Genomic DNA, 24,501 nt, shown 5'->3' on the forward strand with positions numbered 1-24,501 from the left:
AGAGGCGGCAGCGGCATCAAGCCGGTTCTGCCGCCGCTGCCTCGGCGGCAAGGCGCTCCGCTTGCGCCAGCGTCAGATAGGTGCGCCGCTGCCATTCCGGACGTTCGGTCGGGCAATCGGCGCGGAAATGCCCGCCGCGGCTTTCGGTGCGCTGCAGGGCGGCGACCGCAATGAGCTTGGCCGTTGTGATGATATTGGCGAAGCGCAAGCGCGTATTGACCCTCTCCAATTCGGCGATCTCGCGGATCGCTTGCAGCAGGCCTTCTCGCGTGCGCACGACGCCGACACATTCGCTCATCACGCCGCGCAGTCGCTGGAAGGGCGGGCTGTCCTCTACCGTCACCGGATCGTCGTTTTCGCCGGCATTGTCTCCCCATTCCGTGAGCTTCGGAGTCGGGAGCGTGCCCTTGATGTTTTCGGCAATCCGCGCCGCGAAGACCACCGCCTCGAGCAGGGAGTTGGAGGCAAGCCGATTGGCGCCATGGACGCCGGTCGAGGTCACTTCGCCGGCGGCCCACAGGCCGTCGATCGAGGTGCGGCCCTCCCCGTCCGTCAACACACCGCCCATGTGGTAGTGGACCGCCGGAGCGACGGGGATCGGTTGCTTCACCGGATCGATTCCAGCTGCAATGCAGGAAGCATAGACGGTCGGGAACATGTCCGGGAAATGCTTGCCGATCGCCTTGGTGCAATCGAGGAATGCGCCGCGCCCGGCCTTGACCTCGTCAAACACGCCGCGGGAGACGACGTCGCGCGGTGCAAGCTCGCCATCCGGGTGGATGTCGAGCATGAAGCGCCGGCCCTTCGTATTGACGAGGATCGCGCCGTCGCCGCGCAAAGCCTCGGTTGCGAGCGGTGCCGGATCCTTGCCGATGTTGATCGCCGTCGGGTGGAACTGGACGAATTCCGGATCGGCGATGATCGCGCCTGCGCGCGCGGCCATGCCGACGCCCTGGCCGCAGGCTTCCCACGGATTGGTGGTGACGGCGTAAAGGTGGCCGAGGCCGCCGGAGCAAAGCACGACGGCGCGTGCCGGGAAGGATACGCGGGTCTTCGACTGGCCGGCATCCGGGCGCGCGACGACTCCGGAAATGAAGCGTCCCTCGCGCACCAGTTCCTCGACGACATAGCCTTCTATGACGCGGATCGATGGCGTGCTGCGTACGGCGGCGATCAGCGCCTCCATGATCGCCTTGCCGGCCATGTCGCCCTTGACGCGCACGATGCGCCGCTCGGAATGCGCTGCCTCGCGCGACAGGACCAGCTTGCCCTCGAGATCCCGATCGAAGGGGACGCCATATTCGAGAAGGTCGTGGATGCGCGCCGGCCCCTCGGCGACCATCATCCGGGTCATCTTCTCGTCGACGATGCCGGCGCCGGCGGCCATCGTATCGGCAACATGCTTTCCGAAGGTGTCGCCGGTGCTCATCGCCGCGGCAATCCCGCCTTGGGCCCAGGCGGAGGAGGCGCCGTGGCCGATCGGCGCGGCGGCCAGAATGGTGACCGGACGCGGCGCCAGCTTCAGCGCGCAGAAAAGCCCGGCAAGGCCGCCGCCGACGATGACGATGTCATCGATCCCGTTGAAGGATTGCGGGCGGAAATGGTCGGTCAGCATGGCTCGGTAACTCCTCCAACGGCCTTGCATGAGCGCCGGGCGAAAGGCCCGGCCATGTCAATTTGAACGGGATGCGAGCTGAAAACCGCGCGCAGTTTTCCTCATTCCGCTCGAGATTACTGCTTGAGGTTCACCATGCGCTCGACGGCAAGGCGCGCGCGGTCGGCGATCGCCGGATCGACCAGAACCTCTTCCGTCATGTTGAGCAGGCTGTCGAGGATTTTCGGCAGCGTGATGCGCTTCATGTGCGGACAGAGATTGCAGGGCTTGACGAAATCCACGCCTTGCACCTCCGCCTGGATATTGGACGCCATCGAGCATTCGGTGACGAGCAGCACGCGCTGCGGCCGCTTGTCCTTGACATAGTTGATCATGCCCGAGGTGGAGCCGGAGAAATCGCAGACTTCGATCACATCCGGATGGCACTCTGGATGGCCGATGATCTCGATGCCCGGATTGGCATCCTTGTAGGCGAGCAGCTCGGCCGCCGTGAAGCGCTCGTGCACCTCGCAATGACCCTTCCAGGTCAGGATCTTCTTGTTGGACTGGCGCGCGACGTTCATCGCCAGATATTCGTCCGGAATGCAGAGCACGGTGTCGGATTCAAAACTTTCGACGACGGCGAGCACGTTGGACGAGGTGCAACAAATATCCGTCTCCGCCTTCACATCCGCCGAGGTGTTGACATAGGTGACGACCGGCACGCCGGGATAGCGTTCCTTAAGCAGCCGCACATCCGCGCCGGTAATCGACTCGGACAGGGAGCAACCGGCCTTGGCGTCGGGAATCAACACGGTCTTTTCCGGATTGAGCAGCTTCGACGTCTCGGCCATGAAGTGCACGCCGCACTGGACGATGATCTCGGCATCGACCTTGGTGGCGTCGCGGGCGAGTTGCAGCGAATCGCCAACGATGTCGGCAACGCAGTGAAAGATGTCCGGCGTCTGGTAATTGTGCGCCAGGATGACGGCGTTGCGCTCCTTCTTCAGCCGGTTGATCGCATGCACATAGGGTGCATAGGCCGCCCACTCGATTGCCGGAATGAAGTCCTTGACCTTCTCGTAGAGGTGCTCGGTCTCACGGGCAACCGCCGGTGTAAAGGCGAGGTCCGGCCTTTCCATGACACCGTAGCGCGCCGCGGCACTCAGGAAAGCCGGGGCAGCTGTTGCGCCCGCGCGAAGGTCAAGACTGCTCATCGAGATCTCCTCTCTCGCCGTTTCCGGCCACCTTTATGCTCAAGGTGAGCATAATTAGGTCAAAACAAAAGCGGCTGAGCCGCGGCGACTGATTTAGAAAGTTTTGTGACAGATTTCAAGGCTGATGCGCCCGACAAATCGTCGGACGCATCGAACTTATCTCTCAGGCCAAGGCCGGGCGAGCGACGCCCCGCTCCTCGATCGGCCAATGGACGATGGCCGCAAAGATGCCGAGCGCGACCCCCAGCCACCAGACCGGATCGTAGGATCCCAAGCGGTCATAGAGATAGCCGCCCATCCAGACGCCGAGGAAAGAGCCGACCTGGTGCGAGAGGAAAACGATGCCGCCGAGCAGACCGAGGTGCCGCGTGCCGAACATGATCGCTACCAGCGCGTTGGTCGGCGGAACGGTCGACAGCCACAAGAGGCCCATAACGATCGCGAAGATGACCACAGAGGTCGGCGACTGGGGCAGAAGCAGGAACGCCGCTACGGCAACCGAGCGACCCAGGTAGATCCACACGAGGAAATACGGCTTCGAATAGCGTTGGCTGATGAAACCGGCCGACAGCGAACCGATGATGTTGAAGAAGCCGATCAGGGCGAGCGCGATCACCGCATAGCGCGCATCGATGCCGATGTCGCCGAGATAGGCGGGGAAATGCGCTGTGATGAAGGCGACCTGATAGCCGCAGACGAAGAAGCCGGAGACGAGCAGCAGATAGCTCCTGTGTCCGAGAGCTTCCTTTATGGCCTCGCCGACGGTCTGCTTGGACAGCGCTTCGGAATGCCGCCCGGACATGGCATTGCCGCGCAACGGAAGGGCGAAGAGCGGCACGAGCAGCATCAGGAAGCCGAGATAGACGAGACTGTCGGACCAGCCATAGGCGGAAATGAGCCCCTGGCTCAGCGGCGCGAACAGGAACATGCCGGCCGATCCCGCCGCCGTACCAATGCCGAAGACGAACGAACGGTGATGAGGCGCGACATTGCGCGCAAAAGCCGAGAGCACGATGCCGAAGGAACCGGAGGCAACGCCGAGACCGACGAGCACGCCGCCGCCGACATGCAACCAGATCGGCGCATTGGCGTAGGCCATGATGAACAAACCGCTGGAATAGAAAAGACCGGACAGCGCCAGCATGCGCCAGGTGCCGAACTTGTCAGCCAATGCCCCGAAGAACGGCTGGCCAAGGCCCCAGCAGAGATTCTGGATGGCCATGGCAAGACCGAAGGTCGTTCGATCCCAGCCGGTGTCGGCGAGCATCGGCAATTGGAAGAAGCCCATGGCCGAGCGGGGACCGAAGGTCAGCATGGCGATCATGGAACCGGCGGCGATGATCAGCCAAGGCAGGTGATCAGTCGAATGCTTGGCGGGTGGGGTGGCAGCGGACATAGGAAGCTCCTATTTTTTGAGGGCCATCCTATTGCGGCGCACAATCTGCGCAAAGCCAAATTTATTGACGATACAATCACAGGAATTGATGGCCGCGAGGTCGTGGCTGCGGCTCAACCGATGCTGCGTATCTTCATCGGCCAGCGTTCGGTACGCCGGCGAACCACCCTCGCCTCGTCGCCGATCCTGACGATCCCCTCGCCCCTTGGCACGGCATTCCAGCCGAAGAGCACGCCCGGCACGCGGCGATCCGCGGACATGCGCTTTTCCGCAAGCCCCTGAATCGGATTGCCACCAATGCGTTCACCGGTCATCTGGTCCTGCGTGGTCATGATGCATCGAGCGCAGGGCTTGACGAGATCGAAGGTGATGCCGGCGATCTCCACGCTTTCCCACAGGTCCTCCGCCCAAGGCTCCTCGCAGTCGATGAGGATGTTGGTGCGGAAGCGCTCCATGCCGACCGGCACTTGGTCCTTCTCGACGAGGGTTCGATTGAGATCGACTAACGAACCGGTCGTCGTGATCAGCACCGGGAAGCCGTCGGCAAAGCCGACCGGCGCCGCGATACCGGCCCATTCGGCGCCAACGAAGCGCTCGGCCTCCTCGTCCATATGCACGAGCTTGACCGGACGCCCGAACCAGGCCGACAGCTCCTCATTCACGGCGTCGTCGGCAACGGCTGCATTCACGTCGCTTGACCAGACCCGGACAGCGAGCCGGCTATCCGGATCGAAGCGGACGGAGATTTCGTTGCCATGCATCTTCAGTTGAACGCCGCCGTCGATATGTGTCGCTTCGACCTGGGCCAGCGCCTGCAACTCGCGCTGGGTGATGAACTGGCCATCGGGCTCGACGACCATGAATCGCCGGTCGCCTGCCAACCCGTCGCGATTGACCGTCACGGCCGTTTGCGGCACGGCGCGACCGCTTTTCAAGGGGTGGATATTGAGGCCGGTGACTTTCATCGCGTTTTCCAAATTCAGCGATTGATTCAGGTCGCTCGCGATCCGATTCATCGCGTGGCTGCAACATGCTGAAACAGTTAGATTTCATCGAGCAGCATGGCAAGCACGCCGCGCAGCCGCGTTTGTCGCTCCAGCGCCAGGCGACGCCCTGCAGCAGTCTGGAATCCGTCGACGAGACGGAAGAGCTTCGTTTCGAAGTGGTCGATCGCAAAGGCCTTGTCGTCGAGCGGCCTGTCCTCGGCCAAGGGATCGAGCGGGTCATAGAGGCCGCTTCCCATACGACCGGCAATGTAGAAACAGCGCGCGGCGCCGACCATGCCAATGGCATCGAGCCGATCCGCGTCCTGCAGGATCTTCGCTTCAAGCGTCTCGGGCGCCATGTTGGCCGAGAAGCTGTGGGTCAGAATGGCATGGGCAACAGCAGAAATTTCCAGCGTACGCCAGCGCAAGCCGTCCAGAATCTGCCATGCCTTTTCGGCGGCCAGCCGCGATGCGCCTGCCCGCGACGGCGAATTCTTCTCGACGGCGACGCAATCGTGCAGCAGGACGGCGGCCGCGAGCTGGCGGCTGTCGCCGCCCTCCTCCGCCTGTATGCGCGCCGTGTTCTTCCAGACGCGGATGAGGTGGGCGGCGTCATGGGAGCCATCGTCGCCGGAGAATGCATGCGGCAGAAGCTGGCCGGCAAGCTCGTCATGCGGCGCGAAGGCGGCGGCCAGTTCGTGAAGGCGCGTCATGCTTGGCTCGCTCCCTGTTTTGGCTCTGCCGCAGTCGCGATCGATCCGGGCGGATCAACCGAACCGTTCCCGCTGCTCGAGAGTATCTTTTGGTAGAAAAGCCCGATGCCGATCAGCACGCCGCCGAGGCCGATGAAGGAGAGTGCCCGCAGGAAGCCCTCGAGATTCGACATATCGACGAGAAAGACCTTGAGCACGGCAATGAAGACCAGAACGGCCGAGGCGATGCGGATGCTCTTTGCGTTGAAGCGCGAGCCCGCCACGAGGAGCAGAACGCCGAGCACCAGCCAGACCACCGAATAGGTGTAGGTCTCTCCTTGCAGGAAGCCTTTCCAGTCGGCAACGCTTTCCCCCTGCCAGAAGCGGCGCACGCTCAAAGTCGCCCAGCCGAAGGCAAGCACCGCGCCGCTCACCGCAAGCGCCATGACATAGGCCTGCGGGCGCCTGCCGCGCGCATACCAGGCGAGGCCTCCATAGCCAATGGTGGGCAGCAGATAGCCGATGAAGAGCAGGTCGAAGAAAGGAATGCTGCCGAGCAACTCGCCGCTGAAATAAGGATTCAGCCCCACGAGATGTGCCGAGAGCACCGACAGCATCGAGAGCACGCCGAGGACCATGCCGCCATAGCGGAACACCGGGCTTGGCGATCTCCCGTCGAGCGTCATGAAGATGCCGGAGGCGCCGATGGCAAGCAGCGTATAGATCGCATGCTCGCCGAGCGTTGGAACGGAACTGTCGAGCACTCCGCCGTTCATCGCATGGCGAACGAGAATCGCGAGCGTCAGGAGCACGAACAGGCTTGCGAGCGCCTGCAGCAGGTTGCGTACGCGGGGATCCGGTGAAGCACGAAGGAAATAGGCGCAGAAGACGAGCAGCAATGCCGGAATGCCGTAACCCGGCAGAAGCGCATTGAAGACCGGCGTTGTCCCCAGACTGCCGGGGCCGACGATTGTTGGCTCCCAGGCAATCCGCGCCAGGACGACGATGGCGGAAGCGACTGTCACCCAAGGCAGAACCGGCCAGGAGCGGACACGCGTTGCAAAAGTGTACCCCGTGCCGAGAAGCGCGATAGCAAGTGTCGTGACCAGCCCGTCCGTCCAAGCATGCAGGCCGATGACCACGAGGCCGAAGGAGCCCAGCGCCAGAAGACCGGCGGCAAGATCGACTTCCGCCGTTTCGGCGTAGCGGCGGGAGAGCCACTCGACGAGGGCAAGGAGGAACAGTCCGCCCGCAAAGGCGGCAAGCCCATGCGGCAGGTCAAAGGCCAAATTACCCGTCATCAGGAACGACATGCCGATGAGGGTGCCCGGCACGACGGCAGCGATGCCGGCCCAAAGAATCGCAAAATGTCGCTGTTCGGCGAGCCGCGAAAGCACGGCCGACGCAAGCAGGAGGAAAAGTGCCGCCAGGATCATCGCCGTCAGCATGGCCGTCCGGCCGGGAACGACAATCTCCGGCGTCGCCAGCGTCGGGTCGAGATAGGCGAATATGCCGCTAAGCGCGGTCAGGGTCCACGTGCCGGCGATGGCGCCGAAGGCCGCAAGCAGCGCGGGGTAAGCGGCCGTTTGCCTCAAGGCACCGTGGGCGGCAAGGGCCGCGATGACGATCACGAACTCGGCGATCGGGAAGCGCGCAGCCTCGAGCGCTGGACTGATGAACAGGAGCGAGAGCATTGTGGCCACGATCGCCGCCGAGATCGAGATCGCTGCATGGGGCGGCGTGAACAGTCTTTCCCAATGCCCGGCTACGGTTGGTGCGCTTTGGCCCATCTCCACTGCGACGGCTTCGCGCCGCAAGCTGCCTGGCCAGATCAGGGCCGTGCCGGCAATCATCACCAGCAGGCACACCATCACCGGCATTGCCTGGAACGGTATCGTTGAACCGACGAGATAGGCGAGACCCCAGAGGCCCACTCCCACATTCGACAATGTCGGCACCACTGTCCATCGGCGAACACGCGAAGCGGAAATCGTCGCAAACCACGCGATCGCAAGGAAGTTGAACAGCACCCAGGGGCTCGGGTTGTCGGTCGAGACGAACAGGGGCGTCAGAAGCGAAGCGAGAAGGCCCAGTCCGGCGAGCGCCTGACCGTGCAGCAGCGACAGGGCGACCGTCGCCAGCGAAATCATGGCCAGCAGCACGAAGGCCATTGTCGTGCCGATGAACCCATAGATGCCGTAGGCGGCATAAACGACCCCGAACAGCGTGACGGCGCCGGCTGCGGTCAAGACCCCCGGAATCATCGCATTGTGGAACCGATCGGCAATCGTCGGCACCGCCCGACGCCGGATCACTTCGCCGGCGACGCCGAGCACCAGACCGAACACCACTGCCAGCGACAGGCGGACCACCGGGCTCAAAAGCCCAGCATCGATCGAATACTGCACCAGGAAAAAGCCGCCGAGCGCCAGCGCAAGCCCGCCGACCCAGACCGGCCAGCGCCCGCCGATCCGGCTCTCAAGGCTCTCCGCGGGCCGCGCGGCAACAGGCGCGACGTCGGCAGGCGTACTGCTTGCCTCCATCCCGGCGCCCTCTGTGCCCGCCGGGGTGCTGCCGAAGATACAGGCCCCCTCGCGTGCCTGCGACCACGGCCCCTGGACCGCCTGTTCCCCGACCTCGGGCACGGTCGGAACCTCAGCCTCCTTGCGCTCGGAGGCCGCAAGTTCCGGCACTACCTCTGCAGGGCCTTGTTGAGCGAGCCGGGCGATCTCCGCCTTGAGGCTCTCGATTTCGGCGTCGAGCCGGCCTGCGGTCCTGCGGCCGCCGAGGAAGGCGGCCAGTGCCACGGCAAAGGCAACAAGGGCGATAAGCTCAAGCATGGGTCCCCCGACACCACGACGACAGTGAACGATTCGCACAAGTTACCCCGGAATACCAGCGGAGACATCCCGCTTGAATACCCTCGTCCTCGCAACCACAGGTCTTTGGCGGAGGGATAAGTATTCCTAACGGGCAGAGGAGCCGTAATCTCTTCATCGAACTGTCGCAGAACTGTCATGAGCTAGCTGATAGAGCGACGATGGACGCCGGCCACCAACGGCGCCTCTATCGTCCTCAAAGGGGAGAATGACATGGACAAGCATCTCGGCTCGACGGAAGAAACCGAATTCAGGACGCTGACGGAACGCAGGGAGGAACAGGAGGACATCGGCCAGAACTGTTCCACCAATCCGACCATGGGCGACATCATCAATCGCCGCTTCTCGCGCCGGTCGTTCCTTGGCGGATCGCTCGCGGTGGCGGCCATTTCCACGACGGTCAGCCCGCTTGCGCTGCTCTCGGCCGACGAAGCACGGGCCAGCGGCAGCGCCTCGCGCTTCGGCTTCAAGGAGATCGAGGCCGGCGTCGACGAGACGCATCACGTCGCCGAAGGATACGACGCCGACATCCTGCTGCGCTGGGGCGACAAGATCTTCGCCGACAGCCCGGAATTCGATCCGCTCAAGCAGACGGCCGAAGCGCAGAACCGCCAGTTCGGCTACAACAACGATTATGTCGGCTTCATCCCGCTCGACGGCAGTCCGGACCACGGCCTGCTGGTCGTCAACCACGAATACACGAATGCCGAGATCATGTTCCCCAACTTCGCGCGCGTCGAAAAAGTGACGGAGGACGGCAAGGAGGAAGACAAGGTCGTTCTCGGCGAATACACCAAGGAACTGGTCGACATCGAAATGGCCGCCCATGGCGGCACGGTCATCGAGATCCGCAAGGTGGACGGCAAATGGCAGCCGGTTCTCGACGGCAAGTACAACCGCCGCATCACGGTCAACACCGAGATGCAGCTTTCCGGTCCGGTGGCCGGCCATGACCGCGTAAAGACCGCCGCCGATCCGACCGGCAAGAAGGTCTTCGGCACCATCAACAATTGCGCCGGCGGCGTTACCGCCTGGGGCACCTACATGATGGCCGAGGAAAACTTCAACGGCTATTTCGGCGGCGAACTCGCCGAGGATCATCCGGAATTCAAGCAGCTGAAGCGCCTCGGAGCACCGGGCGGCCAATATGAATGGTCGAAATTCTACGATCGCTTCGACGTATCGAAGGACCCGAACGAGGCGAACCGTTTCGGCTGGGTCGTCGAAGTCGACCCGATGGACCCGACCTCCGTGCCGAAGAAGCGCACCGCCGTCGGACGCTTCAAGCATGAGGGCTGCGAATCGATCGTAAACAAGGACGGCCGGGTCGTCCTCTACAGCGGCGACGACGAGCGTTACGACTATGTCTACAAGTTCGTCACCAAGGGAACCTACAACCCGAACGACCGCGCCGCCAACTTGGACCTCTTCGACGACGGCACGCTCTACGTGGCGAAATTCGACGAGGACGGCACCGTCACCTGGATGCCGGTCGTCCACGGCGAAGGCCCGCTGACGGCCGAGAACGGCTTTGCCTCGCAGGCCGACGTGCTGATCAATACCCGGCTTGCCGCCGATGCGCTCGGCGCGACCAAGATGGACCGGCCGGAAGACATCCAGCCGAATGCCAAGACCGGCAAGGTCTATGTCATGCTGACCAACAATACCAAGCGCAAGGAGGACGAGATCGACGCCGCCAATCCGCGCGCCAAGAACGCCTTCGGCCACATCGTCGAGATCACCGAAACCGACGGCGATTTCGCATCGACGAAGTCCAAGTGGGATGTTCTGCTGAAATGCGGCGATCCGAGCGTTGCCGACGTCGGTGCCTCGTTCTCGACGGCGACGACGAAGAACGGCTGGTTCGGCATGCCGGACAATTGCGCCATCGATGCGGACGGCCGCCTGTGGGTATCGACCGACGGCAACAACGAAAAGGAGACGGGTCGCACCGACGGTGTCTGGGCGATCGATACGGAAGGTGAGGCCCGCGGCACGTCGAAGCTGTTCTTCCGGGTTCCGGTCGGCGCCGAAATGTGCGGACCGAGTTTCAACCCGACGAGCGACACCTTCTTCCTTGCCGTGCAGCATCCCGGAGATGCCGGCCTCGCCACTTACGAGAAGCCGGCAACGCGCTGGCCGGACTTCCGCGACGACATGCCGGTTCGCCCGGCCGTGGTCGCAGTGACCAAGCAGGGCGGTGGCAAGATCGGCTAAGGCGGGGTTTCTCGCTGATTGCAGGCGCCGCATGAGATATGCGGCGCCTTTTTTATGCCGCCGAGGGTTTCAGCGCCTTGAGCGTCGCATGCACGAAACCGTCGCGGGCGGAGGAAACGTCGACGCCGCGCGGTTCGTAGACGTGCCGGTTGAGGAAATAGGCCGTGAGGCGGAAGGCTGCGGCGAGGCTCTCGTGATCGGCCGCGCTGTGTGCTCCGGACAGGAAATCCGGAAGGGCAAGCATGCGCTCGGCATAGGGTGCCCCCGCCGCGCGGCTGACTGCGCGGCCGGTTTTCGGCGAAACGTAGACGAGTTCGGCCCGGCTGCCGGTCGCCGCGCATTCCGAAAGGTCGAGGCCGAAACCGAGATCGTTCAGGATCGCCAGTTCAAAGCGCACAAACAATTCGCCGGCATCGGCCGGGTCCTGCAGGTGGTCGACGATGACGGCGAGCGCTTCGTAGAGATGCGGATGCGGATCGCGCTCCGGCAACAGCCTCAACAGGGCGCCGAGCGCCTGGATACCGTAGACCGAGGTTGCCGCCTCCATCAGCCTCGCCGCCCGCAACTGCAGCGGCTCGATGCGAAACTCGCCGAGATGTTCGTCGAGCCGCGCCCGCCAGGTCACTTCCACCGAATTGCCCGGCTGCAGCACCGGCTGCATCGTCCGCGACCGGCCGGAGCGCACGAGTCCCAGATGGCGCCCGTGCGCGGACGTCATGACCTCGGCGACGACAGAGCTTTCGCCGTGCCGCCGGATGCCGAGAATAATGGCCTGATCGCTCCATTGCATGGCAAAGGCATACACCCGGGGCGGAAGCGGGAGCAAGTGAAGATGGCGCGTCCAACAGGTCGCCACAGCGGGCGCCCTAGTTCCACCACCTGTCGCCCTTTCCGCACCGTGTTCGCCGCACTACAGCGCCGTGCGTCTTTTCAAAGGTCGCCGTAGCACTTTGAATTGCTGCATGTTTTTTATCCTTAAATCGGCTACGATTTAAGGAAACATGCAGTAGAATTCTGTCAATATCCAGGCGAATCGCAGCGAAGCTTCACCCACAAGTCGAAGCCGACTGCCGATCTCGGAGTGGCAATCATCAGATTGTTTGGAGTATGTGTGTGTTCCGCCTCACCCAGCTTCTCACGTTCTTTCTTGTTCTAGCCGCGCTGGCGGGCTGCGCGACGAATACCGCGCAGCCGCCCCGGCCGCGGGGGCCGGATCCCTATTTCACGGCGATGTACGGACCGCAACCGGACGAGGCGTTCCCGCTGCCTGCGACCGACATCAGCAAGGTCGATCCGCGCTTCTTGCGTCAGCAGGTGCCCTACGTCACCTACGAGCCTCCCGGCACGGTCGTCATCGACACGCCGAACCGATATCTCTATCTCGTGCAGGGTGGCGGCATGGCGCTGCGCTACGGCATCGGCGTCGGCAAGGCAGGGCTGGAATTCGCCGGCGAGGCACGCATCGGCCGCAAAGCGCAATGGCCCCGCTGGATTCCCACATCGGACATGGTCGCCCGCGAGCCGGAACGCTATGGCCCGCTCGCCGGCGGAATAGACCCGGGTCCGACCAATCCGCTCGGACCGCGTGCCCTCTATCTCTACCAGGACGGCAAGGACACGCTGTTCCGCATTCACGGCACGACCGAGGCCTGGTCGATCGGCAGCGCCGTTTCGAGCGGCTGCATCCGCATGTTCAACCCGGACGTGATCGATCTCTACAACCGTGTGCCGGAAGGCACCCGGGTCGTCGTGATCCAGGCGCAATCGCCGATGGACGCGGCAATGCCGCCAGTTGATGCCCCGATCGAGACGCCCGCCGAGGACGCGCCGCTGGCGTTCTGACGTCCATGCATCCTTAAGTCGGACACCTATTTAAGGATAAAAACATGCAGCGATTCCTACCGCGACCTTTGTGCGTCTGAAAAGACGCGCGGCGCTGTAGGTCACCAGGCGTCCGGCGTGCGCACGAGGTGCACGATATTGGCGGGGTTCATCACCCAGCCGCCGCGAAAGCCCTCGCCCAGATCCTCTACCGCGTCGCAGCGCACCGCTCCGTTTGCGGTGAGATGGCTCAACGCCCTTTCGTGATCGTCGGTGAACAGCTCCAACCAGACCTCCGCCTGACTCAGATGCGCCATTTCATCGATCCAAAGGCGGTTCGGACCGAGGATGAAGCCCTTGGCGGGCTGCTTCTCGTCGAATGGCGGCAGGCCGACGACATCGCGGTAGAAGGCCACCACGGCTCTGTATTGATGGCTCGGTACCTTCATGGCGATGTTGATGCCGCCCTTTATATCCACTGACATCGCTCGCTCCTCCTATGTTTGCGGCTCGAGTGCCGGCTTGCCGGAGAGTTCGCTCACGTAATAGCCCTCCCTGAGGTTGATGCCGTATTCGACCCAAGCCTTCATGCAGGCGAGCATCTGCGACCAGCCCTCGCAGTTGAGGTAGGAGCTCTTCTGCCCCTGCTCGTTCTCGCGCCAGCCGCTTTCGGCAATGGTCACCATGGTGGCGCCGTCCTCGAGCGGCTGGAAGCGCATCTCCACCCGCGTCTGGTATGGCGCCTCTTCCTTCGCAACCATAGCGTCCCAGCGGAAGACGATCCGCTCATGGGGTTCGACGACCTCCACCTGAACCGGGACCTCGCCCCACCAGGTCACGGTGGCGCCGGCGACCAACGGGCCGCTGATGCCGCCGAGCGTCACGAAGTAGCGGCTGAGCTTGTCCGGATTGACGACCGCGTCGAAGACCTCCTCGACGCGCCGGGCAATTCGCCCATTCACCCGAAATTCGAAAGCCATGACGTCCTCCTTCCAATTGCGTCCGGATATAATATGTTATAAAAATATAACATGTCAATTGATTCGACCGACGATGCGATTTTCAAGGCGTTGGCCAATGGCCTGCGCAGGCAGATTCTCGATGCGCTGAAGGAGGCGCCCCGGACGACCGGCATGTTGTGCGAGCGATTTTCCGATCTCGACCGCTGCACGGTGATGCAGCACTTGAAGGTGTTGGAAGAGGCAAGTCTCGTTCTTGTCAGGCGCGAAGGGCGGGAACGATGGAACCACCTGAACGCCCTGCCGATCCAAGCCATTCACGACCGCTGGATCAGCCAGTATTCCGGCCATGCGATATCGGTGCTCACGGCCTTGCAACAGCAACTCGACGGTGCACAGGAGTGACGGTTTCGTCTTTCCATTGCCCGGCTTTCTTCGTATGAACGATCAAGTTCAAGAAAACTGGGATAGTTTCCGTGCGTTACCTCATCACCGGCACCGCAGGTTTCATCGGCTTTCACGTCGCCAAGCGGCTGATCGACGATGGTCATTTCGTGGTCGGCTTCGACGGCATGACGCCCTATTACGACGTGAAGCTCAAGGAACGCCGCCACGCAATCCTCGAGCGTTCCAACGGTTTCAAGGCGGTCACCGCGATGCTCGAGGATCGCGCCGCTCTCGACCGCGCTGCCGAGCTTGCAGAGCCGGAGGTCATCATCCACCTCGCCGCGCAGGCGGGCGTTCGTTACAGCCTTGAAAACCCGAAGGCCTATGTGGACGCGAACCTTATGGGCTCCTGGAATATCCTCGAGCTTGCCAGGACGATCGGCCCGAAGCATCTTATGCTGGCATCGACGTCGTCGATTTACGGCGCCAACGAGAAGATACCGTTTGCCGAGGCGGATCGGACCGACGAGCCGATGACGCTCTATGCCGCGACGAAGAAGTCGATGGAGTTGATGGCCCACAGCTACGCCCATCTCTACAAGGTACCGACCACCGCCTTCCGGTTCTTCACCGTCTATGGTCCTTGGGGAAGGCCCGACATGGCGCTCTTCAAATTCGTCGATGCCATCCTCAACGGCCGGCCGATCGATGTCTATGGCGAAGGCCGGATGAGCCGCGACTTCACCTATATCGACGATCTGGTCGAAGGCATTCTGCGGCTTTCCCACGTGGCGCCATCCGAAGCCAATCGCGTCGGCCCGGATCTGGCGCAGGACACGCTTTCCCGACAGGCGCCTTTCCGCGTCGTCAATGTCGGCGGCGGCCAGCCGGTTGAATTGATGACCTTCGTCGAAACCGTCGAGAGGGCCGTTGGTCGGCCGGCAGTGCGCAACATGCTGCCGATGCAGATGGGCGACGTGCCGCGCACCTACGCGTCACCGGACCTGCTCGAGGCGCTGACCGGCTTCAAGCCGACCATGCCCGTCGAGGAAGGCGTCGCCCGTTTCGTGGAATGGTACGAGCAATATTATCGCCCTGCGAAGAGCCCTGCCTGAGGCAGAACCGGGCGATTCGTCGCATCGGGTAAATGCCCCTGTCATTTGCAGGTCGAAAAACGGTCCTATTTGCCTATCAATGGATGAGTAGCTCCCAAGGCTTAAGGACCACCAACAAAGGAAGAACGGATGAAGATTACGATGATTGGCGCCGGCTACGTCGGCCTCGTTTCCGGCGTTTGCTTCGCGGATTTCGGTCACGACGTCGTCTGCCTCGACAAGGACGAGGGCAAGATCGAGGCGCTCAAGAAGGGTGAGATCCCGATTTTCGAACCGGGTCTCGACCATCTCGTCGCCAGCAACGTCGCTGCAGGGCGGCTGCACTTCACCACGGATCTCGCGCCCGCCGTATCCGGCAGCGATGTCATCTTCATCGCCGTCGGTACGCCGTCGCGCCGCGGTGACGGGCACGCGGACCTCTCCTATGTCCATGCCGCCGCACGCGAGATCGCTGCCAATCTCAATGGCTTTACCGTCGTCGTCACCAAGTCGACCGTTCCGGTCGGTACCGGCGACGAGGTCGAACGCATCATCCGCGAAACCAATCCGGATGCCGACTTTGCCGTCGTCTCCAATCCGGAGTTCCTGCGCGAGGGTGCCGCGATCGATGACTTCAAGCGGCCCGATCGCATCGTCATCGGCCTTGCGGACAACGATCAGCGTGCACGCGACGTGATGACGGAAGTCTATCGGCCCCTGTATCTGAACCAGTCCCCGCTCGTCTTCACCTCACGCCGCACGTCCGAACTGATCAAATATGCGGGCAATGCCTTCCTGGCGATGAAGATCACCTTCATCAACGAGATGGCCGACCTTTGCGAAAGAGTCGGCGCAAACGTCCAGGATGTCGCTCGCGGCATCGGGCTCGACGGGCGTATCGGCGCCAAGTTCCTGCATGCCGGTCCGGGTTACGGCGGCTCGTGCTTCCCCAAGGACACCCTGGCACTGGTCAAGACCGCGCAGGATCACGACAGTCCGGTGCGGCTGGTCGAAACCACCGTCGCCGTCAACGACAATCGCAAGCGAGCAATGGGCCGCAAGGTGATCGCCGCGGTCGGCGGCGACGTGCGCGGCCGCAAGATCGCCGTGCTCGGCCTCACTTTCAAGCCGAACACCGACGACATGCGCGACAGCCCGGCGATCGCTATCGTCCAGACGCTGCAGGATGCGGGTGCCCGGGTCACGGGCTACGATCCGGAAGGGATGGAGAACGCGCGCAAGGTCATCGATGGCCTGGACTATGCGACCGATCCCTATGATGCGGCGGCGGAAGCCGACGCACTGGTAATCGTCACCGAATGGAACGAATTTCGGGCGCTGGACTTCAAGCGGCTGAAACACACGATGAGCGCCCCGTTGCTCGTCGACCTGCGCAACATCTACCGCAAGGACGAGATCGCCCGCCACGGCTTCACCTATGCCAGCGTTGGCCGGCCGGACTGATCAGCGAAAAAAGACTGGCGGGAGCAGGACATTCCTATCCTGCTCCCGTTCTTGAGATCTGGAGCTGAAACGGTGGTGGGCTCGGGATTTCGCACGCTGGCGAGTGCGCCCTCGCGTCATGGAGTGAACAAGGTACGCCGCCGGAACCTATCCGGTGCTTAGGCTTTGGGGCCGACGGGAATGATCGTCTCCCAGCTCTTGCCGGCCAGAATCACGCAGCTTCGGCCTGACACATCGGTTATCACCAAGGTCCAACTGCCACTGTCGGCGGCATAGAGTTCCATCACCGCCTGCTGGTTGACCATTCCTACGGCAGCTTGCTTCTCGGCGTATTGCCGAGCGAGGAACTCGATCACCTGCGAGCGGTCGGCGCAATTCACGACACCCTGCGCGCCTGCTGTCTGGGGATATGCGGTTACCGCCGCCGCCAAGAGGACGGCTTGCGGAAGGACGCGGATTGCATGGCCTACCACGATGCACCTCCTTTTCGCCGGGATACCCGGCGGAAGAGGGTTTTCCGCTGACCTGTTCCGCCGCAGTCCGGCATTCCTATGGTCGGCATCCAGCCACGAGAGCCCATCGCGCCACTAGCCGATGAGCACGTAACGATCCTTGATGCCGCGCCGTTCCACGCTCCGGCCTATTTTTTCTTTATCGCCTCCAACAGCGCCGCACCGAATGCGCCCTGACCCGGCGGCGGCGATTTCTGCGGACGCGCGGCTGCGTTGCGGTTGCCACCGTTCGGCGATGGCCCTCTCGCCTCTCTCCCGGTTTCGGCACCGCCATCCTTGCGCATACTCAAACCGATGCGTTTACGCGCGACATCGATCTCGGTGACGCGAACCCGCACCACGTCGCCGGCTTTCACGACCTCGTGCGGGTCCTTGACGAAACGATCAGCAAGTTGGGAGACGTGTACGAGTCCGTCCTGGTGCACGCCGATATCGACGAAGGCGCCGAAGGCCGCGACATTGGTCACGGTCCCTTCGAGCTGCATCCCGATCTTCAGGTCCTTGATGTCGTCGACGCCCTCAGCAAACGTGGCCGTCTTGAAGCTCGGGCGCGGATCGCGGCCCGGCTTCTCCAGTTCGGAAAGGATGTCCTTCACCGTCGGCAGACCGAAACGTTCGTCGACGAAAGCGCGCGGATCGAGTGCTTTCAGAGCCCCACTGTCTCCCATCAGGGAGCGCACATCCCGGCCGCAGGCGGCCACGATCTTCTTCGCTACTCCATAGGCCTCCGGGTGCACGGCCGAGGCGTCGAGCGGCTCGGAGCCGCCCGTAATCCGCAGGAAGCCGGCGCATTGCTCGAAGGTGCGGGCGCCGAGGCGCGGCACCTTGAGGAGTTGCTGCCGGTTTGCGAACGCGCCCGTCGCATCGCGGTGCGCCACGATCGCTTCCGCTGATGACTTGCCCAGGCCGGAAACACGCGCCAGCAGCGATGCCGATGCGGTGTTGAGATCGACACCGACAGCGTTCACCGCGTCCTCGACGACCGCATCCAGGGAGCGGCTGAGATGCGACTGGTCGACGTCGTGCTGGTATTGGCCGACGCCGATCGACTTCGGTTCGATCTTGACGAGCTCGGCGAGCGGATCCTGGAGCCTCCGGGCGATGGACACGGCACCGCGCAGCGATACGTCGAGATTCGGAAATTCCGCAGCCGCCGCTTCGGAAGCGGAGTAGACGGAGGCACCTGCCTCGGAAACGATCACCTTGGTAGGCTTCGGCGCCGGCATCTGCGCGAGCATATCGGCGACCAGCTTCTCGGTTTCGCGGCTGCCCGTGCCGTTACCGATGGCAATCAGTTCGACCTTGTGTTTGCGGACGAGCGATGCGAGTTCCGCCTGCGTGCCGCGAATGTCGGTCTTCGGAGGAAACGGGTAAACCGTCGTGGTATCGAGCAGTTTGCCGGTGCCGTCGATAACCGCGACCTTGACGCCGGTTCGGATGCCGGGATCGAGACCCATGGTCGCACGCGAGCCGGCGGGGGCCGCAAGCAATAGGTCCTTGAGGTTGCGTGCAAAGACGCGGATTGCTTCCTCCTCGGCCCGCTCGCGCAACTCGCGCATCAGATCGAGCGAAAGCGACAGGGAAAGCTTGACACGCCAGGTCCAGCCGATCACGTCCAGCAGCCATTTGTCCCCGGGCAGATGACCACCGACCTCGTATGCGGCGGCGATCATGCGTTCGACCGGCTTTTGTTGAGATGCCGCGTCCTGGTCGACGACGATATCGACCGACAGGATCTCCTCGTTCCAGCCGCGCAGCATCGCCAGCGCACGGTGACCCGGCGCCGTTGCCCAGCGCTCCGAGTGATCGAAATAATCCGAGAACTTCGCCCCGGCCTCCTGCTTGCCGTCGACGACCTTTGCTCTCAGCAATGCCGCGTCGCGCATATAACTGCGTAGGCGTCCCAGGAGGTCGGCGTTCTCGGTCATGCCTTCGGCGATGATATCGCGGGCGCCGTCGAGTGCGGCCTTCACGTCCGGCACGTCGGCGGAGAGGAAGGACGTCGCCCGTTCAGCGGGCGCAATCGACCGATCGGCAATAATCGCCTCGGCGAGCGGTCCGAGACCCCGTTCGCGGGCAATTTCCGCCTTCGTCCGCCGCTTGGGCTTGTAAGGCAGGTAAATGTCTTCGAGTTCCGCCTTGGTAACGGCGGCGGCGATCTTGCCTTCCAACTCGTCGGTGAGCTTGTCTTGGCCGCGGATCGACTCCAGAATCGATGCCCGCCGCGCCTCGAGCTCGCGCAGATAGGTGAGCCGCTCCGAGAGGGTCCGCAATTGCGTGTCGTCAAGACCGCCGGTGACCTCCTTGCGGTAGCGGGCGATGAAAGGCACCGTCGCTCCGGCGTCGAGAAGTTCGACAGCGGCGCCGACCTGCGCCACGGTTGCCTTGATCTCGCTTGCGATGATGGCGGCGATGGGCTTTGCGGTCATGACCATTCTGCGTTCCGTCCGTTGTTTCCAGCCGGACCATAATGGTCCGGGCGAACGAGGCCAAGTGAAGGCGGCCAATCAGTCGCCCGCACTCCACAGAAACGCAGGTCTTGACGCCACTACACCGCGACGAGTTCCAGGCGCGACCGGGTCTTCTCGAATTCCAGCAATTCGCGCTCCTTCGCTTCGATGTAATCGCGCGAAACCGGGACCGTCTCCAGCGATGGCGAGAGCTGCAGCTGGAAGACGAAGTGCTTGTCGTAGAGGAAGGCGGTCTCGGAAGCGGCGAGATAGAACTCCCACATCCGGAAGAAGCGCTCGTCATAGAGTTTCACCGCTTCCTCGCGCCGGGCCACGAAACGCTCGCGCCAGGCCCGGAGCGTCCAGGCATAATGCATCGGCAAAATCTCGATGTCCTTGACGAGCAGGCGCGTGCTCTCGGCCGGCGGCAAGACCTCGGAAAGTGCCGGGATGTAGCCGCCCGGGAAGATGTATTTCTCGATCCATGGATTGGTCGCCCAGGGTTTGTAGACCTGACCGATCGAATGAAGCAACATGACGCCGTCGGGTCTCAGCAATTCCTTGATCTTGCGGAAGAAATTGCCGTAATTGCCGATGCCCACATGTTCGAACATGCCGACGGAGACGATCCGGTCGAACTGCTGTCCCTCCATGGTGCGGTAATCCTGCAATTCGAACCGCACGCGATCGGAAAGCCCGCGCCTGGCGGCGCGTTCGCGCGAAACCTTCAGTTGCTCCTCGCTCAATGTGATGCCGGTGACTTCGACTCCGGTCGCTTCGGCAAGGTACATCGCCATGCCGCCCCAGCCGGAACCGACTTCCAGGACCTGCTGACCGGGCTCGAGCAGCAGCTTCGCCGCTATATGGCGCTTCTTGGCGCGCTGCGCCTCGTCCAGCGAGATGCCCGGCGGATGGAAATAGGCGCAGGAATATTGCCAGTCCTCGTCGAGGAAGAGATTGAAGAGCTTGCCGTCGAGATCGTAATGATGCGCGACATTGTAGCGGTTGCGGTTGACCGGCAGCCGACTTTTCAGCTGCTGGCGCAGCACATGCCAAAAAGCAACGAAGGAATTGGCGAAGGTCGCCGCGTTTTCCACACCGTTGCTCTTGATGATGGCCAGGACGTCGAAGATATCCCCCTCTTCAACCAAGACGCGGCCATCCATGTACATTTCGCCGAATTTCAGGCCGGGATCGTATAGTATCGCCCTTTCCGCCTCGGCGTCCGTTATGCGGATGGCGGCGGGCTTTCCCGTTCCATCACCCAGAACAACTTTTTCTCCCGATGAAAAAACGACCGTCAGAGTTCCCTTCTGGACAAGACGGCGAAGCAACTTCAACAATGCTGCATTCATTTCCAACCTCAGCGCCAGACCTACACGGACCATATTGGTTCTTCAGTATGAAGCGCGGGCGGTTTGGTCGGCTTCTGGAAAGACGCGCGCCTTGGAAACAGCGCCGGTGTGTCCAGAAGTAGCGAGAAACCGGTTCGGGCAAGCCCTCACGGCCTCCGGCGGGCCGGCGCCGTGCACGAGGCGCGGGGCTCAACCGGGATGTCGTCAGGCCAGCCTCTTCAGGCTCCTATCCATCAGAACTTCCATTAACTTAGCGGCGTTCGGCGGTTATTCAATGGGCTGCTTTGTGGCCCCTCAAGGATTTGTTTCCTTAGTACATGGGGAAGACGTGCGGCCTCCGGTCGGCAGCGCGGCCGCGCTCAGGCGCCAACTATGCCGAGACCAGGAAGGCGCGAGCGATCATGCGGGCGATCGAAATCGATCAGGGGGCCCGCCGGCACGATGCCAGTGGGATTGACGTGCCGAATCCCGTAATATCCAAGCTTGATATCGTCGATCCGGACAGTCTCACGTATGCCCCGCCATTGGTAGAGCTCGCGCAGATAGTTGGAGAGGCTGGGATAATCCTCGATCCGGCGAATATTGCATTTGAAGACGCCATGATAGGCGACATCGAAACGGACCAGGGTTACGAACAGGCGGATGTCCGCCTCGCTCAGATATTCCCCGGCGAGATATCGGTTCACATCGAGATGCCGCTCGAGTTCGTCAAGCATACCGAAAAGGGCCGCGACAGCCTCGTCATAGGCGGCCTGGGTCTTTGCAAATCCGGCTCGGTAGACGCCATTGTTCACTCGCGCGTAGACCGGCTCGTTCCAGCGATCGATGGCGGCCCGGAGGGTCGCCGGGTAGAAATCGAGGCGGTTGCCGGACAAATGGTCGAAGGCCGTGTTGAGGATGCGAAGGATATCGGCCGACTCGTTGTTGACGATGCGCCCCTCCTTCATATCCCAGAGCACCGGCACGGAGACCTTGCCGGTATAGGTCGGATCGCTCGCCGTGTAGAGCTGGTGATGGTAGCGGATACGGCCGACGCGGGTGCCTGCGTCCGCAGACGTGTCGTAGGTCCATCCATCCTCTCCGAGCACGGGATTTGCCACCGTGAGCCCGATGATACCTCCGAGTCCCTTGAGGTTGCGCATCGCGATCGTCCGAGAAGCCCAGGGGCAGAGATAGGAGACGAACAAGCGGTAACGTCCCGCTTCCGCCGCGACCGCCGGCTGTCCGTCCGGCCCGGGTCGTCCTTCGACGGTGATCCAATCACGGAAGCGGGTCGGCTCGCGATGGAACGCACCGTCCTTCATTTCGCTTGCGGCGACATCATCCTTGACCCATTTTCCCTGGACGAGTTGCGGCACCTAAGTTCTCCTGCGGCATTGCATTGGACGGCACGGTCGCCTACCTCCCATAGGGCCTGCTACCGGTCAATCGCGCGCGGAGGTGACAGTTTGTTCGCAATCCGCATAACAGGGAGCGTGGCAGCAAACGTCCGGGATCGCCGCGATGCCGAGCAAAGCGTGGTGCGAGAGGAGGACTTACGATGAGGAAACTCGCCGTCATAGCCATCGTCGCGGTCATCATCGTCGCCATCGTCTGGCTCCTCAACACGTCCTACCTGGTGACCCCGCCCGCCGGCGCGGCGAAGGTCCTCGCCCATCGCGGCATCCACCAGGTCTACAGCCTGGACGGGCTTGGCAATGATACCTGCACTGCGCAGCGCATCGAACCGCCGCGGCATGCCTATCTCGAGAACACGATCGCGTCGATGCGCGCTGCGCTCGACAGCGGCGCCGAGGTGATCGAACTGGATATCCACCTGACTCCGGATCGCCAGTTCGCCGTTTTCCACGATTGGACGCTCGACTGCCGCACCAATGGAGCGGGTGTCACGGAGGCGACGCCAATGTCGAAGCTGAAGACGCTCGACATCGGCTACGGGTACACGGCCGATGGCGGCAAGACTTTTCCCTTCCGCGGCCTTGGGGAAGGCCAGATGCCGACACTCAGGGAGGTGTTCACGGCCCTGCCGCACGGTCGCTTCCTGATCAACTTCAAAAGTGAGCGGCGGGAGGAAGGTGCGACTCTCGCCGTCATGCTGCGCATTCACCCGGAGTGGCGCAAATTGGTCTTCGGGGTTTATGGAGGCAGAACGCCGACGCAAGAGGCCCTGCGGCTTGTCGGCGGGCTGAGGGGCTACGACCGGCAATCCACCATGGCCTGCCTTGGCCGCTATGCCGCTTATGGCTGGACCGGAATCGTGCCGGATGCCTGCCGCGATACGCTGATCGTCGTGCCCGCCAACTACGCGCCTTTTCTGTGGGGGTGGCCGAATAGATTTGCCGCCCGGATGCAGGCCGCCGGAAGCGAGATCATCCTGCTCGGTCCCCATCGCGGCGGCGATTTCACCTCCGGCATCGACAGCGCCGATGAGCTCGCACTCGTTCCGGAGAATTTTCCCGGCTACGTCTGGACCAATCGGGCCGAGACGATCGGACCGCTCCTGAACAGGAGGCTCGCCGCCTCGAACGACCAAAAATAGCGGTTATTTTGGAAAATCGAGTCCCATTTCGCGGAAGCGCTCCGGATCGTCGCCCCAGTTCTCGCGCACCTTGACGAACAGGAAGAGGTGCACGGGCTGCTCCAGGATCTCGGAGATCTCCTTCCGGGCTGCGGTCGATATCGCCTTGATCGCCTCCCCTCCCTTGCCGAGCGCAATCTTCTTCTGGCTGTCGCGCTCGACATAGATCACCTGCTCGATGCGAACGGAACCGTCCTTGCGCTCTTCCCATTTCTCCGTCTCGACGTGCGAGGCATAGGGAAGCTCCTGATGCAGGCGCAGGAACAGCTTCTCGCGGGTGATCTCGGCTGCGAGCTGGCGCATCGGCAGATCGGAGATCTGGTCCTCCGGATAGTACCACGGCCCGTCCGGCAGTGCCGCGGCAAGATAGTCCATGAGATCGCCGCAGCCGGAGCCGGTGAGCGCCGAAATCATGAAGGTGCGCTCGAACGGAACGGCTTCGTTGGCGACGGCCGCGAGCTTCAGCAGGTCCTCCGGGCGAACCCGATCGATCTTGTTGAGCACCAGGATCTTCGGTTGGTGAACGTCCTTCAGGCCTTCGAGGATCTTTTCGGCATCCCCTTTCAATCCCCGCTCGCTGTCGATCAGCAGCATGATCAGGTCGGCGTCCTTTGCACCACCCCAGGCCGTCGTCACCATGGCCCGATCCAGCCGGCGGCGCGGCTTGAAGATACCGGGCGTGTCCATGAACACGATCTGGGTTTTATCATGGATGGCGATGCCGCGGACGATCGCCCGCGTCGTCTGCACCTTGTGGCTCACGATCGATACTTTGGCGCCGACCAGGTGGTTCACCAAAGTCGATTTGCCTGCATTCGTCGCGCCGATCAGCGCCACGAAGCCCGAGCGGGTCGCCGTGGTGTCGGCGCCCGTGTTCTGTTGTTTGTCCGTCATGGCTTC

Annotated in this window: 20 protein-coding genes; 6 read left to right on the forward strand and 14 right to left on the reverse strand. The window is 62.6% G+C overall.

What is annotated here, in order from left to right; all coding sequences use genetic code 11:
• Window positions 1–16: 16 nt before the first annotated feature.
• The 6 genes from CO676_RS04310 to CO676_RS04335 all read right to left on the reverse strand — a co-directional run bounded on the left by CO676_RS04310 (window position 17) and on the right by CO676_RS04335 (window position 8,725).
• Window positions 17–1,615 (reverse strand): L-aspartate oxidase, encoded by a 1,599-nt coding sequence (locus CO676_RS04310; protein ID WP_097519753.1) that lies wholly within the window; start codon window positions 1,613–1,615, stop codon window positions 17–19.
• Between the two features lie 116 nt (window positions 1,616–1,731).
• A complete protein-coding gene (gene nadA, locus CO676_RS04315) occupies window positions 1,732–2,811 on the reverse strand; it encodes a quinolinate synthase NadA (protein ID WP_097519754.1) in 1,080 nt (359 codons plus the stop codon).
• Between the two features lie 163 nt (window positions 2,812–2,974).
• Window positions 2,975–4,207, reverse strand: a complete 1,233-nt coding sequence (locus CO676_RS04320) for an MFS transporter (RefSeq protein ID WP_014761599.1) — start codon at window positions 4,205–4,207, stop codon at window positions 2,975–2,977.
• A 113-nt stretch (window positions 4,208–4,320) separates the two neighbouring features.
• Entirely contained in the window at window positions 4,321–5,172 is an 852-nt protein-coding gene (locus CO676_RS04325) for an MOSC domain-containing protein (protein ID WP_097519939.1), read from the reverse strand.
• Window positions 5,173–5,249: 77 nt separating this feature from the next.
• On the reverse strand, window positions 5,250–5,906 hold the full coding sequence (locus CO676_RS04330; protein WP_097519755.1) for an HD domain-containing protein: 657 nt from the start codon (window positions 5,904–5,906) through the stop codon (window positions 5,250–5,252).
• Window positions 5,903–8,725, reverse strand: coding sequence for a DUF2339 domain-containing protein (locus tag CO676_RS04335; protein ID WP_097519756.1), 2,823 nt, complete (start codon window positions 8,723–8,725; stop codon window positions 5,903–5,905). Before CO676_RS04335 ends, CO676_RS04330 begins: the two co-directional genes overlap by 4 nt.
• A gap of 252 nt (window positions 8,726–8,977) precedes the next feature.
• On the opposite strand from CO676_RS04335, the gene CO676_RS04340 reads away from it, so the two are divergent.
• A complete protein-coding gene (locus CO676_RS04340) occupies window positions 8,978–10,981 on the forward strand; it encodes a PhoX family phosphatase (RefSeq protein WP_014761595.1) in 2,004 nt (667 codons plus the stop codon).
• A gap of 52 nt (window positions 10,982–11,033) precedes the next feature.
• On the opposite strand, the gene recO is transcribed toward CO676_RS04340, so the two are convergent.
• Window positions 11,034–11,771, reverse strand: a complete 738-nt coding sequence (gene recO / locus CO676_RS04345) for a DNA repair protein RecO (RefSeq protein ID WP_179875402.1) — start codon at window positions 11,769–11,771, stop codon at window positions 11,034–11,036.
• A 317-nt stretch (window positions 11,772–12,088) separates the two neighbouring features.
• Between recO and CO676_RS04350 the strand changes: the two genes are divergently transcribed.
• Window positions 12,089–12,823: a L,D-transpeptidase gene (locus CO676_RS04350; protein WP_179875403.1), complete on the forward strand. Its 735-nt coding sequence runs from the start codon at window positions 12,089–12,091 to the stop codon at window positions 12,821–12,823.
• Between the two features lie 101 nt (window positions 12,824–12,924).
• Here the strand turns inward: CO676_RS04350 and CO676_RS04355 are convergent, their stop codons facing one another.
• On the reverse strand, window positions 12,925–13,287 hold the full coding sequence (locus tag CO676_RS04355) for a hypothetical protein (protein ID WP_097519757.1): 363 nt from the start codon (window positions 13,285–13,287) through the stop codon (window positions 12,925–12,927).
• 12 nt (window positions 13,288–13,299) lie between these two features.
• Entirely contained in the window at window positions 13,300–13,782 is a 483-nt protein-coding gene (locus CO676_RS04360; RefSeq protein ID WP_014761591.1) for an SRPBCC domain-containing protein, read from the reverse strand.
• A 51-nt stretch (window positions 13,783–13,833) separates the two neighbouring features.
• On the opposite strand from CO676_RS04360, the gene CO676_RS04365 reads away from it, so the two are divergent.
• From CO676_RS04365 to rkpK, 3 genes are all read left to right on the forward strand, one after another.
• The gene (locus CO676_RS04365) at window positions 13,834–14,166 is read left to right on the forward strand and encodes a metalloregulator ArsR/SmtB family transcription factor (protein WP_014761590.1); all 333 of its coding nucleotides are present in this window, start codon (window positions 13,834–13,836) and stop codon (window positions 14,164–14,166) included.
• Between the two features lie 71 nt (window positions 14,167–14,237).
• Complete coding sequence (locus CO676_RS04370; protein ID WP_014761589.1) at window positions 14,238–15,263, forward strand: NAD-dependent epimerase; 1,026 nt, start codon at window positions 14,238–14,240, stop codon at window positions 15,261–15,263.
• 129 nt (window positions 15,264–15,392) lie between these two features.
• Window positions 15,393–16,706 carry a UDP-glucose 6-dehydrogenase gene (gene rkpK / locus CO676_RS04375; protein WP_014761588.1) on the forward strand — a complete coding sequence of 438 codons (1,314 nt, stop codon included), beginning with the start codon at window positions 15,393–15,395 and terminating at the stop codon, window positions 16,704–16,706.
• A gap of 158 nt (window positions 16,707–16,864) precedes the next feature.
• Here the strand turns inward: rkpK and CO676_RS04380 are convergent, their stop codons facing one another.
• From CO676_RS04380 to CO676_RS04395, 4 genes are all read right to left on the reverse strand, one after another.
• Complete coding sequence (locus tag CO676_RS04380) at window positions 16,865–17,179, reverse strand: hypothetical protein (RefSeq protein WP_014761587.1); 315 nt, start codon at window positions 17,177–17,179, stop codon at window positions 16,865–16,867.
• A gap of 167 nt (window positions 17,180–17,346) precedes the next feature.
• A complete protein-coding gene (locus tag CO676_RS04385) occupies window positions 17,347–19,653 on the reverse strand; it encodes a Tex family protein (protein WP_097519758.1) in 2,307 nt (768 codons plus the stop codon).
• 113 nt (window positions 19,654–19,766) lie between these two features.
• Window positions 19,767–21,023 (reverse strand): cyclopropane-fatty-acyl-phospholipid synthase family protein, encoded by a 1,257-nt coding sequence (locus CO676_RS04390; RefSeq protein ID WP_097519942.1) that lies wholly within the window; start codon window positions 21,021–21,023, stop codon window positions 19,767–19,769.
• Window positions 21,024–21,382: 359 nt separating this feature from the next.
• Window positions 21,383–22,381, reverse strand: coding sequence for a glutathione S-transferase C-terminal domain-containing protein (locus CO676_RS04395; protein ID WP_097519759.1), 999 nt, complete (start codon window positions 22,379–22,381; stop codon window positions 21,383–21,385).
• A 182-nt stretch (window positions 22,382–22,563) separates the two neighbouring features.
• Between CO676_RS04395 and CO676_RS04400 the strand changes: the two genes are divergently transcribed.
• The gene (locus CO676_RS04400) at window positions 22,564–23,562 is read left to right on the forward strand and encodes a glycerophosphodiester phosphodiesterase family protein (RefSeq protein ID WP_097519760.1); all 999 of its coding nucleotides are present in this window, start codon (window positions 22,564–22,566) and stop codon (window positions 23,560–23,562) included.
• A gap of 3 nt (window positions 23,563–23,565) precedes the next feature.
• Here CO676_RS04400 and era read toward each other — a convergent pair whose 3' ends face one another.
• Entirely contained in the window at window positions 23,566–24,495 is a 930-nt protein-coding gene (gene era / locus CO676_RS04405; protein ID WP_014761582.1) for a GTPase Era, read from the reverse strand.
• Between the last annotated feature and the right edge of the window lie 6 nt (window positions 24,496–24,501).

The organism is Sinorhizobium sp. BJ1 (assembly GCF_002531555.1).
GTDB lineage: Bacteria > Pseudomonadota > Alphaproteobacteria > Rhizobiales > Rhizobiaceae > Sinorhizobium > Sinorhizobium fredii_B.